A 13,248-nucleotide genomic window follows, 5' to 3' on the forward strand; every position below is an offset into this window, starting at 1 on the left:
ACCAGCCGTTGCGGCAGCGCCTTGGTTTATCAGAAAAAAAACAAAAACCTACACAATGCCGCCAATATGAATACTCCAAACCGGCATCAACAAAGATACATCCACTCAAACTTTTCATCCAAATCCACCAGCGATCAGGACCTCACCGCTTGACATAACTTCCCACGCTAAATCACCCGCCCATCCCAGCCCACCGTCACATGCCGCGGCAGCTCCCGCCGATGCTGCAACAACCACGCATCCAGCGTATGCCCCACATGGGTCAGCACCCCCAACTGCGCACCCACCTCCTCAATACACTGCAATGCCAGCGTCAGGTCATTGTGATTGCGCGGTGCCTGCGGTTGCGGCGGCATGGAGCAATCGAGTACCAGCACATCCAGCGGCTCGCGTTGCAGCCAATCGCGGGTGGCGGGTGGCAGGCCAACGGTGTCGGTAAGGTAGGCAATGCGCCGCCCTTCACCTTCCAGCAGATACCCCAGGGTGGGCTTGGAATGCAGCAGCGGTAACGCGGTGACGCTCAGTTCACCCAACCGGCGGGTTTCAAACTCGGCAAACGGCTGGCTGAAATCGAGGATGCCGGGGTGCTTGTACAGGTCGGACAACCCTTCCGGATCCACCGGACCATGCACCGGAATCACCAGCCCCTGGCCCCAACGCAAATGCAGCAGGCCTTGGGCGTGATCGGCGTGGTAGTGGGTCTGGAGAATCCCGTTGAAACTGCGGGGCGGGAAGCGCTCGGTGAGGTCGGGCAACCCGCTGTCGATCAACCAGCGCTGGCCGCCACACTCGATCAATGCGCTGCATGGGCGGCGGCGCAGGCTCTGGTCATGGCGGGCCAGGCCACAGGCGGCGCACTCACAGCCATACACCGGCACTTGCCGCGCATCGCCGGTGCCCAGCAGTGTCAGGCGCATGCGGGTTGCCCGTCGAGGCAGCCCAGCAAGCGCTCGACCGTGTGTTCCAGTTGGCCGGAATTGTCGAGCAGGAACACATCTGCAGCAGCGCTCAATCCCTCGGCGAATCGCGCATTGCGCGCCAGGCGCAGATCAATATCCGCCAGGGATTCGCGCCCCCGCGCCAGCAAGCGCTGGCGCAACACCCCTTGGTCTACCGTCAGCAGCACCACCAGCAGGTTCGGGTAACGCAGCCGGGTTTGCGCCAGGTGGCCGCGGGAGCCGTTGACCAGCACATCGTGCCCCGCCGCCAGCCACTCATCGATTTCCCGTGGGATGCCATAGGACAACCCGTTGGCGTGCCAGCTGAGGGCAAATGCGCCCTCGGCCTCCATTGCGGCAAACTGCTCCGGGCTCACACCCTGCGCCGCTTCGCCCACCGCTTCCGCCGAGCGGGTGATGACCCGCCGCACAATGCGGCAACCACGCTCGGCCAGACGCGGTCGTGCAGCATCCAGCAGGCTGTCCTTGCCCGAACCCGATGGTCCGATGAGATAGATCAACCTGCCTGCCATCAAAACACCCTCTTCGCTTGTCGCCACACTTGTTGGACCACGGGCAGTCCGTCGCGGCTCCTGGCTTGCACCAGGTCGGCCCGCAGACCCGTGGCGATTTCGCCGCGATCGCTGAGGCCCGCCGCGTGCGCGGGCGCCAGGCTGATCATCCTGATTGCCCGCGACAGATTGCCGCCATCCTGTTGATCGGCCAGCACGAACGCCGCCTGCAACAGGCTGGCCGGGTAGTAGTCACTGGAAAGTATATCCAGCAATCCTTCGGCGGCCAGGCCGGCGGCGGCCACATTACCCGAGTGGGACCCGCCACGCACCACGTTCGGCGCGCCCATCAGAACTTTCATGTTCAGTTGCCGGCAGCCACGGGCGGCTTCCAGGGTGGTGGGGAATTCGGCGATGGTCATGCCGTAGCGCGCCGACTCCTCGACGTGAGCCAGGGTCGCATCGTCATGGCTGGCCACCGACAGGCCGCGTTCCAGGCAATGCTCGACGATCGCGGCGCGGTAGCGGTCGCTGTACTCCCTGGAGTTGGCCATTTGCAGCTTGATGAACGCGTCCATGGTCTCGTCGTTCAGGTGGTACTTGCCCATGTAGTACTCGCGGTACTTGGATTCAAGCACGAACTGGCGCTGGCCCGGCGAGTGGTCCATCACTGACACCAACTGCACCAACGGGTTTTCCACCAGGTCGCGGAACACGCTCAGGGTGTCGGGGTGGCACAGCTCGCAGCGCAGGTGCAGGTGGTGTTCGGCGCGGGTCAGGCCGGCGCTTTCTGCTGCCGCGATGGCGTTGAGCATCGCCGGCAGTTTCTGCATGCGGTTGCCCTTGGGATTCACATCGCCAATGGACACCGCGTCGAACACCGTGGTGATGCCGGCCGCGATGATCTGCGCATCATGGCTGAGCACCGCCGAAGTCGACGGCCAGTCCACGCCGGGGCGCGGGGTCATGTGTTTTTCCAGGTTGTCGGTGTGCAGTTCCACCAGGCCCGGCAACAGGAAATCCCCGTCAAGGTCCTGGGCCTGGGGCAGTTGGCTGCGGCCTTCGGCGATGTCGACGATCAGCCCGTCACGCAGCACGATGCTGCCAAGGAACATGCGATCAGCCGTCACCAGCCGGGCATTACTGAGGATCTGTTCAGCGGGCATGGGCGTATTCCTCTTGGGCAACAGGCGCTGGGGTCATGTCGAAATGGCGGTCTGCGACCGCTTCACGGGCGGCGCGGTCGTGGAAGATGCCGATCAAGGCCGCGCCGGCAGCCTTGGCTTCGTTCATCAGTTCCAGCACCACCTGGCGGTTGCTGTCGTCGAGGGACGCGGTGGGTTCGTCCAGCAGCATCACCGGCCAATCCACCATGAAGCCGCGGGCGATGTTGACCCGCTGTTGCTCGCCGCCGGAGAACGTACCGGGTGCCAGCTGCCACAGGCGTTGTGGGATATTCAGGCGGGTCAGCAGATGCTCGGCGCGCGACTGTGCATTGGCCTTCGACCAGCCACGGGCCAGGGCGGGCTCCATCACCACATCCAGGCAGGCCACCCGCGGGATCACCCGCAGAAACTGGCTGACGTAGCCCAGGGTCTGCTGGCGCACCTGCAACACCTCCCGCGGCTCGGCACCAACCAGCTCCAGCCATTCGCCAAGGTGCTGTACCCGGATGCTGCCGCCCGCCGGCAGATAGTTACCGTACAGGGTGCGCAGCAACGTGCTTTTACCGGCGCCGGACTGGCCATGCAGCACCAGGCACTCACCGCCTTTCACACTGAACTCCACCCCGCGCAGCACGTTCAGCACCACGCCGTTCTGCTGGTGCAAGGTGAAGATTTTCGAGAGGTCACGGACCTCGATCAAGGCATTCATCATGGTTGCAATACCGAAGACACCAGCAGTTGAGAGTAAGGGTGCTGTGGATCGTCGAGGATCTGGTCCGTCAGCCCGGTTTCCACCACGCGCGAGCGGCGCATCACCATCAGGCGGTCGGCCAGCAGGCGCGCCACGGCGAGGTCGTGGGTGACGATCACCACCGCCAGATCCAGCTCGCGAACGAGGCCGCGCAGCAGGTCGAGCAAGCGCGCCTGTACCGACACGTCCAGGCCGCCGGTGGGTTCGTCCATAAACACAAGGCGCGGGCTGGAGACCAGGTTGCGGGCGATTTGCAGGCGCTGCTGCATGCCGCCGGAGAAGGTCCGGGGCAAGTCGTCGATACGCTGCGGGTCGATTTCCACCTGGCCCAGCCAGTCGAGGCCGGCGCCACGCAGTTGCTCATAGTTGCGCACGCCCTGGGCCATCAGGCGCTCGCCGATATTGGCGCCGGCAGACACGCCCATGCGCAAACCGTCCCGAGGGTTCTGCTCGACAAAGCCCCATTCGGTGCGCAGCAAGGTGCGACGTTCGGCTTCGCTGGCGCTGTACAGATCCAGCCATCCACCGTCCTTGCCGCGATAGCCGATGTGGCCGGCCTGCGGTGGCAGACGCCCGCTGAGCAGCGAGAGCAAGGTGGACTTGCCCGAGCCCGACTCACCAACAATCCCCAACACTTCACCGGGGTACAAATCGAAGCTGACGTCCTGGCAGCCCTTCTCTTCCCCGTACAACAACGACAGGTCACGCACTTGCAAAAGAGGCTGGCTCACTGGTTGTTCTCCTTGACCCGTTGGGCGCAATACCAGGTGTCGGAACACACAAAACTCTGGGTACCGGCGTCGTCGAGAATCAGCTCATCGAGGAACGATTCATGGCTGCCGCAGATCGCGCAGGTGTGTTCCCACTTCTGCACTTCGAACGGATGGTCTTCAAAGTCGAGGCTGGTGACCTGGGTGTACGGCGGCACCGCGTACAGGCGCTTTTCGCGACCGGCACCGAACAGCATCAGCGCCGGGCTCATGTCGAGTTTCGGGTTGTCGAATTTCGGGATTGGCGAGGGGTCCATCACGTAGCGCTCATCCACCATCACCGGGTAGGCGTAGCTGGTGGCGATATGGCCGAAGGTGGCGATGTCCTCGTAGAGCTTTACGTGCATCACCCCGTAGTCATTCAGGGCGTGCATGGTGCGGGTCTCGGTTTCCGACGGTTCGATAAAACGCAGCGGCTCCGGGATCGGCACCTGGTAGACCATGATCTGGTCGGCCTGCAACGGAGTTTCCGGGATGCGGTGGCGGGTCTGGATCACCGTGGCGTCCGGGGTGCTTTCGGTGGTGGCGACGCCCGCCGTACGGGCGAAGAAGCGGCGGATCGACACGGCGTTGGTGGTGTCGTCGGCGCCCTGGTCGATCACCTTGAGCACGTCGTCAGCTCCCAGGATCGCGGCGGTCAGTTGCATGCCGCCGGTGCCCCAACCGTAAGGCAGCGGCATCTCGCGGCCACCGAACGGCACCTGGTAACCGGGGATCGCCACGGCCTTGAGCAAGGCGCGGCGGATCATGCGTTTGGTCTGCTCGTCGAGGTAGGCGAAGTTGTACGCAGGGTCACGCGCAGGCGCTTGAGTCAGGTCATTCATGGCGGGTGCCCTCGGCCGGTTGGCGCAGTTTGCGGATCAGTTCCAGCTCGGACTGGAAGTCCACGTAGTGAGGCAATTTGAGGTGGGAAACGAAGCCCGCCGCCTCGACGTTGTCGCAGTGGGACAGCACGAATTCTTCCTGCTGGGCCGGCGAGACGATCTCTTCGTTGAACTCATCGGCCCGCAGCGAGCGGTCCACCAGGGCCATGCCCATCGCCTTGCGCTCGGCATGCCCGAATGCCAGGCCGTAGCCCCGGGTGAACTGCGCCAGCTCGGTGGCCGAGCCGACGAACTGGTTGACCATCTCGCACTCGGTGACTTCGATGCTGCCCAGGCAAATCGGGAAACCCAGCTCTTCCGGGTCGATCCACACCTCCACATCGCCGATGCGAATCTCGCCGGCGAACGGGTGGTTGCGGCCGTAACCACGTTGGGTCGAGTAACCCAGTGCCAGCAGGAAACCTTCGTCGCCACGGGCCAGGGCTTGCAGGCGCTGGGCACGGTTGGCCGGGTATTCCAGCGGGTCGCGGGTGATGTCGGCGACGCTGCCGGTGTCGTCGGATTCGTTCTTGATCAGCCCTTCCTTGGCCAGCAGGCCGAGTACCCGAGGGCACGCTTCCAGAGTGGCATCCGGCGTGGTTTGCGGGCCCGGGTATTCACCTTCGGCCAGCAGCGCAAAGTCCAGCAGGCGGTGGGTGTAATCGAAGGTCGGGCCCAGCAGTTGCCCGCCCGGCACGTCCTTGAAAGTCGCCGACAAACGCCGGCTCAGTGACATCTGCACGGTATCGATCGGCAGGCTCGGGCTGAAGCGCGGCAACGTGGTGCGGTAGGCCCGCAGCAGGAAGATCGCTTCCACCAGATCCCCCGCCGCTTGCTTGATCGCCAGTGCGGCCAACTCCGTGTCGTACAGCGAGCCTTCGCTCATCACTCGCGCGACCGCCAGCGGCAGTTGCTCGCGGATCTGCTCCACGCTCAGTTCCGCAATGGAAGTATCGCCCCGGCGCTTTTTCGCCAGCAGGCGGTGGGCATTGTCGATGGCCTGTTCGCCACCCTTGACGGCTACGTACATCAGGCATGCTCCTGTGCAATTCGGGTGCTGCGTGGCAGGCCGATCAGGTGATGGCCGGCGGCGAACAACACGTCCAGGCCACGGGGAAAGGTTTCCCGGCGTTGGCGTTCCAGCCAGAACGCCTGGGGTACGGGCAGGTTGACCTGACGCTGGGTCTTGATCCCCGGACCGCGCCAGTTCAAGGCGCGACCGGCTTCCAGGTCGGTCAACTGGACCAGCAAGGTGCAGGATTGATCCGGGTAGCGGTCATTGCCGTGGTCGAAGCCGCTGAGGTCGAGCAAGTCCTGTTCACCGAGCAAGGCGAACGCGGCCTCTTTCCGGTTGGCGGTCAGCGGGCAGCCGCAGTGGAAGGCCAGGTTGGCGCGGATCAGCGGCGTGTCGAAGCACGGCGCCAGCCAGAGCGGGGTGTCCATATCCAGCAGCGCCAGGCACAGCGCATAGGTAGCCGGCGCCAGGCCTTCAAGGCTGGGGGCCGCGGGCAAGGACTGGATCAGGCCGGGCTCGGCGAGGGCCTTGAGGGCCCCGCGAAAACCGCGCTGGGCATCCAGCACCGGGTCTACAAAGGCCGGTTGCAAGCGTTGGGCATTCATCAGTTTTCTCCTCGAACCAGGGTGAAGAACTCGACCTTGGTGGCGGCGGTGTCGGCCTCTTTTTGCGCCCGGCGCTCGGCCTGGGCGTTGGCCAGTGCGCCGATCAGGTCGCTGAGCCAGGGGCTCGGGTGCGCGCCCTGCAAATGCGCATCCGCCAGGGCCGCCAGTTCGGCGTGGACCTTGTCGCGCCCGGCCAAATAGCTGTAGCCGATACGCCCGTCAGCCAGGCGCACCACGCAGCGGGTCACGCTCATTTCGCCGAGGTTGAACGGCGCGCCATTGCCGCCCATGCGGCCACGCACCAGGGTCATGCCGATTTCCGGGGCGCGGATCAGTTGGTAATCCACGTCGCGCAGGGCGTCTTCATGGGGCAGCAATTCACTGCGAAAGGCGCGGGCGAGCACGCCGATCCAGTGTTGACGCGGGGACAGGTTCATCGGGGTCTCCATCAGGTCACCACTTGGTACTGGAAGCGATCCGAACGGCTGGTGGACTGCGCCAGCTCCACCGGGCGGCCGTCGCGATCGCGGGAAAGGGTGAATACGGTGAGCGCCGGCAAGTGCCGGGGCATCATCAGCAGTGCGGCTTCGTCGCGGTTGGGCAAACGCGCGCCGATCAGGCTTTGGGTACGGGTCAACGGCATGTCGCGCTCACGCAGGTAGTGGCGCAGCGAGCCGCCGTTGTAGTCCGCCAGCAGCGGCGCATGGCTGGCGCAGTAACGGTGGCGGATCAGGCTGACCGGCTGGTGGTCGACCTTGCGCAGGGTTTGCAGCTCGATCATCGGCGCCATCTCGGCGATGCCCAGTTGCTGGGCCTCTTCGCGGCTGGCAAAGCAGTAGCGGCGCTTGAGCAGCATCGCTTCCACGCCCACGCCTTGGGCCGACAAGGACTGGCTGTAGGAGGTCTCGGCGCCCATCGGGTAAATCAGCGGGCGGTCCAGCACCTGGGTGCCTTTGCCTTGGCGGCGCAACAGGCTGCCTTCGAACACCAGCTCGTCGATGGCGCGGCGCAGGGTGTGGCGGTTGACGCCGAAGCGTTCAGCCAGTTGCACCTCGCCCGGCAGGAAGTCACCGGCCTGGTAGCTGCTCAGTTCGCGGCGCAGGATGTCAGCGAGTTCGCGGTACACCGGCTCATCTTGTCTAGACAACTGCATGCTTAAAAAAAGCGCCCTGGGGCACCCCTCCGACGTCAGATGAACTGCTTGCGCAGGCGTTGGGACAGCACGTCGATACAGCTCACCACCACGATGATCACCAGCAGCACCGCGCAGGTCTGCACGAACTGGAACGCGCGGATGTTCTCCCAGAGGATCACGCCGATCCCGCCGGCACCGACCATCCCCACCACCGTCGCCGAACGCACGTTGGCCTCGAAGCGGTAGAGCGCGTAGGACACCCACAGCGGCATCACTTGCGGGATCACGCCGTAGATCACTTCCTGCAAGGCACTGGCACCGGTGGCTCGCACACCTTCAACGGGGCCCGGGTCGATGGCTTCGACGGCTTCGGCAAACAGCTTGGCGAGGACCCCGGTGGTGCTGATCCACAAGGCCAGGACACCGGCAAAAGGACCGAGGCCGACGGCGACCACGAACAACATCGCAAACACCATTTCGTTGATCGAACGGAAGGCATCCATCACCCGGCGCAGCGGCTGGTGAATCCACCATGGGGTGATGTTGTCGGCGCACAGGATGCCCAGGGGCACCGAGCAGACGATCGCCAGCACCGTGCCCCAGAGGGCGATTTGCACGGTGACGATCATCTCCTTGAGGTAGGAGCGCCATTCGTGGAAGTCCGGCGGGAAGAAGTCGGCGGCGAAGGTCGCCATGTTTCCGGAGTCGCGGTACAGCGCCAGCGGGTTCATCTCGGCGCCGTGCCAGGCCCAGGCCAGCAGGACCAGGAACAGGCCCCAGCCCAGGTATTGCGGCCAAGTCCTTTTGCCCACTGCTTCAGCATGCAAGGTAGTCATGGGTCACTCTCGGTGTAGGGTTGGAACTGGGCTTAATGTGGGAGCGGGCTTGCTCGCGAATGCGGTGACTCAGTCGCCGGATGCGTTGAATGACACACCGTATTCGCGAGCAAGCCCGCTCCCACATGAACCCGATTCCTACAGGGGGTTAGCCGTTGGCTGCGGTCTTCTTGTCCAGTTCGGTGATGCGCTCTTGCAGCTTGGCCAGGTCGGCGTCGATGTCGGCGAGCTTCCTGGCCTTGTCAGCCGCTTCCAGCTTGTCGTCGGCGCTGATGGTGGTGCGCTGCTTGAACAGTTCCAGTTGGCGGATCGGCAACAACTGGTCGTCGCTGGACTTGAGGAACTTGCCCAGTTGCATGTTCTTCAGCACGGCCTTCTCTTCGTCGGTGTCACCGTAGTTGGCGAAGAAGTCGCGGATCTTGGTCTTCTCGCTGTCGCTCAGGGCCTTGCTCCACACCATCGGGTCGGCCGGGATCAGCGGCGACTTCCAGATCACCTTGAGCATGGCGGCCTTGTCCGGCTGGGTGACTTCCAGGCGGTCCCAGCTTTCGGTGTTGAAGGTGGCGACGTCCAACTGCCCCTTGGCCACGCTCAATGCGTTGACTTCATGGCTGGAGTTGAGGGTTCGCTTGAAGGCGGTGGCGGCGTCGACGTGGTTCTTGGCGAACACGTAGTAGCCGGGCACCAGGTAGCCCGAAGTGGAGTTCGGGTCACCGTTGCCGAAGGTCAGGTTCTTGGCGTTCTTGAGCATGTCATCGACGTTGTTGATCGGGCTGTCCTTGCGCACGATCAGCACGCTCCAGTAACCGGCGGCCCCGTTGGCGGCGGCGGTCTGGGCGAAGATTTCGCCGTTGGAACGGTCCACCGCTTCCATCGCGGCCTTGTTGCCCAGCCAGGCCACGTCGACCTTGTTGAAGCGCATGCCCTGGATCAGGCCGGCGTAGTCGGAAGCGAAGGTGGCGTTGATGGTGAGGCCGGTCTTCTTGTGCATATCATCCAGGAAGGGCTGCCAGATGCTCTTGAGGTTCTGCGAAGACTCGGTGGACATGATGCCGAAATTGATCGCCTTGTCGGCGGCCTGGGCAGTGCCCATGGCCACGCTGGCAAGCAGCACGGCAGACAGAAACACATGACCGATACGGTTCAACATGGAGAGGATTCCTGTGGGTCGTTAGTAAGGTTTCAAGCGCGGGCCAGGGCCAACCGTGCGGGGACGACGGGTGTGCGGGTCTGGTCGGAAAACATCAGGCTGGTGTCGACATCGGCACCGTACAAATCGTTGAGGAACTGGCTGCTCAGCTCGCTGGCCTGGCCATCGAAGTGAATCCGCCCGCCCTTGAGCGCCACGGCTCGCGGGCAATAACGCATGGCGTAATCGACCTGGTGCAGGGTGACCACCACGGTCTTGCCGTCGCGGCCGTTGATGTCGGCGAGGATCTCCATGACCTTGCGCGCCGACTCCGGGTCCAGGGAGGCGATGGGTTCATCCGCCAGGATCACTTCGGCGCGTTGCGTCAAAGCGCGGGCGATTGCCACGCGTTGCTGCTGGCCGCCGGACAAGGTGGAGGCGCGCTGGCTGGCCAGGTCTGCCAGGCCGACGCGGGCCAGGGATTCCATGGCGAACTGTTTTTCCTCGGCATTGAACAAACCGAGGTTGCCGCGCCAGCGCGGCATGCGGCCCAGGCAACCGAGCAGTACGTTGTCGAGCACGCTCAGGCGGTTGACCAGGTTGAACTGCTGGAAGATGTAGCCGATGTCGGCGCGCAGGCGTCGCACCTTGCCATTCAACCGCCCGCTGGCCTGCACTTCCCGGCCCAGCACCTTGACGCTGCCGCCGTTGCTCTTGTCGCAACAGGCCAGGCCCGCGAGGTGGCGCAGCAAGGTGGACTTGCCGGAGCCGGAAGCGCCAATCAGCGCGACCATCTCACCGGTGGCAACGGTGAGTTCGAGGTCGACCAGCGCGGATTTCTTCGCAAAGGTCTTGTTCAGATGATCGACATGGATAGCTGGAGTCATGGGCTTCTCTGTCTGGTTGAACAGCCATCCGTGGCTGCGTTTGAGTTCAAACGACAGTAGGCGCGGGCTGTGTCAGCCCTATGACTTGCACATGACTGGAGTAAAACCGTTTGATGAAGGTTTGATGAAAGGTTGGAAGTAGCTGTAGGACGTTGATCGTTCCCACGCTCTGCGTGGGAACGATCCATACCTAACCTGTGGCGAGGGAGCTTGCTCCCGCTGGGCTGCGCAGCGGCCCCAAGCCTGGGTGACACGGTCTGTCAGATGTACTGAAGTGGCTGACTTGGGCCTGCTTCGCAGTCCAGCGGGAGCAAGCTCCCTCGCCACAAGGTCTTCGCCCGGCATTGGAAATGTGCCGGACTGTGGTGCAATAGCTGGCCGCCAATATGTGCAAAAGGACAACGTGATGGGAAAAGACAAGGCATGTCCGGTCATCCTGCGAACCCGCCAATCCCTGGAAATCCTCGCCTTCAAACACCCACTGGCAGGTCTTCAACTGGTCAAGGGCAGCGTGGAGCCTGGCGAAAGTACCGAGGTTGCGGCAGTTAGAGAGTTGCTTGAAGAGGCCGGGATAACCGGCAAGGTGATACGTGACCTGGGCACTTGGCACTCAGCGTCCACGGGGCATACATGGGCCTTTCATCAATGCCTGATCCCTGAAGACCTGCCAGATACCTGGACCCATTTTGCAGAGGATGATGGCGGCCACGAGTTCCAGTTCTTCTGGCACCCGCTGGCGAGCGAACCGTCAGAAGAGTGGCATCAGGTGTTTAAAGATGCCCTGGAGTTTCTAAAGCCGCGCCTTGCCGAAGTATCGCTTCAGGAATAATCAAGATCCCGGTAAATCGGTGATTTTTCCTACGATCTCTATGGCTTGCAGCAGCCTTAACTCGCCGCTAGCCTCTCCAAGTCGCTGCTCATCAGCGATCGGGTTTGGTCGCCCGGGTTAGAATGGCGCACAGTGCCGCGCAAGCGGCATTATCGTGTTCGCTTTATGGCGAGCTGTGCGTGGGAGGGCCCTGGCCCTGCCGGGTTTCCATTCCCTGGTCGACCAACCTGCGTACAGCTCGCCACCCACCTGCTTGGTCGCAGATGTGGTGGGCTCCCACTGAATGGAGAGTCATTGCATGTACAAGGTCACGCCCAATCCGCCAGAAACGTCTGGCTCCAAGTCTGAAAAAAACAAGCTTCAGGACGCTGCCCAGCGGGCCATCGATCACTACCTGAAACCCGCCGAAACCAAAGCGTCCACCAATGAAAAAAACCACTTCAGTCTGTTCACCGTATCAGCCAACGTTGAAACGGAAGCACTGCTGAGCAACGCCTACGAAACACTCCAGTCTGCCAATGCAATGGCGTTGGACCTTTCCGAAAACATTGATGGCAAAGACCGCAGCCTGGTATTGGCGATGCAACAACTGCTGGAGTTGGGATTGTTGTTGGTGGATAGAGCGCTGGATCGAGAGTGCCCGGTGGCCTGATCAAAACCGAAATCCAACTGGCAACATAAATCCAATGTGGGAGCGGGCTTGCTCGCGAATGCAGAGGGTCAGTCAATACATCGGGTGACTGATACACCGCTTTCGCGAGCAAGCCCGCTCCCACATTTTGATTTTCATCAGGTTCAAACTGCCCGGTGTTATTGAGCGATGCGGGCGCGCAATCGCGGCATCACAAAATCCAGAAACGCCCGCAGCTTCAGCGGCAACGGCGACTGACCTTTGTGCACCAGGCTAATGGGCAGCGGTGCCGACTCGAACGCCTCAAGCACCACCGCCAACGCCTCTTCCCGCAGCGCATCCGCCACCTGATACGACAACACCCGAATCACCCCAACCCCCAACGTCGCCGCTGCAATCGCTGCTTCTGCGGTGTTCACCGACAACCGCGAATGCACCGGTACCGAGAGCCCGGCTTTGCCCGCGCCAAATCCCCACGCCCCTTGGGACGCCAGCACTTCGAAGGTGATGCAGTCATGCCCCGCCAAGTCCTGGGGCTCAGCGGGTATGCCGCGAGCGGCCAGGTATGCCGGGCTGGCGCACACCACCCGCCGCACCGTGCCCACCTGCATGGCCTTGAGCGAGCTGTCGGGCAACTCGCCAATGCGCACCGCGACGTCGCAGTGTTCTTCCATCAGGTGCACGACGCGGTCGGTGAGGATCAGGTTGATGTCGATCTCCGGGTACTGCGCGAGGAATTCCGCCACCACCGGCACGATGTGCAGCCGCCCGAAGACCACGGGCGCGGTGACCACCAGTTCGCCCCGGGGCTGGGAATATTCGCCAGTGGCCGCGCGCTCGGCCTCGCTGATGTCTTCAAGAATGCGCCGGCACGCGTCGAGGTAAGAGGCGCCGGCATCGGTCAACGACAGCTGGCGCGTGGTGCGGTGCAGCAGGCGGGTTTTCAGGTGCGTCTCAAGTTCAGCCACCTTGCGGCTGACGCTGGCCAGCGGCATGTCGAGGCGCCGCGCCGCAGCGGTCAGGCTGCCTGCATCAACCACGGCAACGAAGATGGACATGGATTCAAGACGGTTCATGGCAACCTATCAAATTCTGGAAGGATGATTCCAAATCCTAGGGGATTATCCTGCCAAGCGCGAGTGCGTAACGTTGGCCACTCATCTCCTTCCCGGAGATCTGCA

General features: G+C 63.0%; 16 protein-coding genes. 2 read left to right on the forward strand and 14 right to left on the reverse strand.

Annotated elements, in window-relative coordinates; genetic code table 11:
* Window positions 1–167: 167 nt before the first annotated feature.
* The 13 genes from phnP to phnC all read right to left on the reverse strand — a co-directional run bounded on the left by phnP (window position 168) and on the right by phnC (window position 10,607).
* Window positions 168–917 carry a phosphonate metabolism protein PhnP gene (gene phnP / locus HX869_RS17985; protein WP_177035116.1) on the reverse strand — a complete coding sequence of 250 codons (750 nt, stop codon included), beginning with the start codon at window positions 915–917 and terminating at the stop codon, window positions 168–170.
* A complete protein-coding gene (gene phnN / locus HX869_RS17990) occupies window positions 908–1,471 on the reverse strand; it encodes a phosphonate metabolism protein/1,5-bisphosphokinase (PRPP-forming) PhnN (protein WP_177054663.1) in 564 nt (187 codons plus the stop codon). Before phnN ends, phnP begins: the two co-directional genes overlap by 10 nt.
* Entirely contained in the window at window positions 1,471–2,616 is a 1,146-nt protein-coding gene (locus tag HX869_RS17995; protein WP_178903436.1) for an alpha-D-ribose 1-methylphosphonate 5-triphosphate diphosphatase, read from the reverse strand. The genes phnN and HX869_RS17995 overlap by 1 nt, the downstream gene beginning before the upstream one ends.
* Complete coding sequence (phnL, locus tag HX869_RS18000) at window positions 2,606–3,325, reverse strand: phosphonate C-P lyase system protein PhnL (protein ID WP_178903447.1); 720 nt, start codon at window positions 3,323–3,325, stop codon at window positions 2,606–2,608. Before phnL ends, HX869_RS17995 begins: the two co-directional genes overlap by 11 nt.
* The gene (gene phnK, locus HX869_RS18005; protein ID WP_177067051.1) at window positions 3,325–4,134 is read right to left on the reverse strand and encodes a phosphonate C-P lyase system protein PhnK; all 810 of its coding nucleotides are present in this window, start codon (window positions 4,132–4,134) and stop codon (window positions 3,325–3,327) included. The genes phnL and phnK overlap by 1 nt, the downstream gene beginning before the upstream one ends.
* A complete protein-coding gene (locus HX869_RS18010) occupies window positions 4,095–4,961 on the reverse strand; it encodes an alpha-D-ribose 1-methylphosphonate 5-phosphate C-P-lyase PhnJ (protein ID WP_008434764.1) in 867 nt (288 codons plus the stop codon). The genes phnK and HX869_RS18010 overlap by 40 nt, the downstream gene beginning before the upstream one ends.
* Window positions 4,954–6,030 carry a carbon-phosphorus lyase complex subunit PhnI gene (locus tag HX869_RS18015; RefSeq protein WP_178903437.1) on the reverse strand — a complete coding sequence of 359 codons (1,077 nt, stop codon included), beginning with the start codon at window positions 6,028–6,030 and terminating at the stop codon, window positions 4,954–4,956. Before HX869_RS18015 ends, HX869_RS18010 begins: the two co-directional genes overlap by 8 nt.
* Window positions 6,030–6,620, reverse strand: a complete 591-nt coding sequence (gene phnH / locus HX869_RS18020) for a phosphonate C-P lyase system protein PhnH (protein ID WP_177035119.1) — start codon at window positions 6,618–6,620, stop codon at window positions 6,030–6,032. The genes HX869_RS18015 and phnH overlap by 1 nt, the downstream gene beginning before the upstream one ends.
* On the reverse strand, window positions 6,620–7,057 hold the full coding sequence (gene phnG / locus HX869_RS18025) for a phosphonate C-P lyase system protein PhnG (protein ID WP_178903438.1): 438 nt from the start codon (window positions 7,055–7,057) through the stop codon (window positions 6,620–6,622). The genes phnH and phnG overlap by 1 nt, the downstream gene beginning before the upstream one ends.
* An 11-nt stretch (window positions 7,058–7,068) precedes the next feature.
* Window positions 7,069–7,773 carry a phosphonate metabolism transcriptional regulator PhnF gene (gene phnF, locus HX869_RS18030; protein ID WP_178903439.1) on the reverse strand — a complete coding sequence of 235 codons (705 nt, stop codon included), beginning with the start codon at window positions 7,771–7,773 and terminating at the stop codon, window positions 7,069–7,071.
* Between the two features lie 35 nt (window positions 7,774–7,808).
* Complete coding sequence (gene phnE / locus HX869_RS18035; protein WP_033897602.1) at window positions 7,809–8,591, reverse strand: phosphonate ABC transporter, permease protein PhnE; 783 nt, start codon at window positions 8,589–8,591, stop codon at window positions 7,809–7,811.
* Window positions 8,592–8,739: 148 nt separating this feature from the next.
* Complete coding sequence (gene phnD, locus HX869_RS18040) at window positions 8,740–9,741, reverse strand: phosphonate ABC transporter substrate-binding protein (protein WP_003210622.1); 1,002 nt, start codon at window positions 9,739–9,741, stop codon at window positions 8,740–8,742.
* Window positions 9,742–9,773: 32 nt separating this feature from the next.
* Window positions 9,774–10,607 (reverse strand): phosphonate ABC transporter ATP-binding protein, encoded by an 834-nt coding sequence (gene phnC / locus HX869_RS18045; protein WP_003210623.1) that lies wholly within the window; start codon window positions 10,605–10,607, stop codon window positions 9,774–9,776.
* A 406-nt stretch (window positions 10,608–11,013) separates the two neighbouring features.
* Here phnC and HX869_RS18050 point away from each other — a divergent pair, with 406 nt between their 5' ends.
* Window positions 11,014–11,436 carry an NUDIX domain-containing protein gene (locus HX869_RS18050; protein ID WP_177049318.1) on the forward strand — a complete coding sequence of 141 codons (423 nt, stop codon included), beginning with the start codon at window positions 11,014–11,016 and terminating at the stop codon, window positions 11,434–11,436.
* Between the two features lie 298 nt (window positions 11,437–11,734).
* Window positions 11,735–12,088: a DUF6124 family protein gene (locus HX869_RS18055; RefSeq protein ID WP_087694315.1), complete on the forward strand. Its 354-nt coding sequence runs from the start codon at window positions 11,735–11,737 to the stop codon at window positions 12,086–12,088.
* A gap of 158 nt (window positions 12,089–12,246) precedes the next feature.
* On the opposite strand, the gene HX869_RS18060 is transcribed toward HX869_RS18055, so the two are convergent.
* Window positions 12,247–13,143 carry a LysR family transcriptional regulator gene (locus HX869_RS18060; protein ID WP_178903440.1) on the reverse strand — a complete coding sequence of 299 codons (897 nt, stop codon included), beginning with the start codon at window positions 13,141–13,143 and terminating at the stop codon, window positions 12,247–12,249.
* Window positions 13,144–13,248 lie beyond the last annotated feature (105 nt).

The organism is Pseudomonas sp. P7779 (assembly GCF_013386315.1).
In the GTDB taxonomy this organism is placed as follows: Bacteria; Pseudomonadota; Gammaproteobacteria; order Pseudomonadales; family Pseudomonadaceae; genus Aquipseudomonas.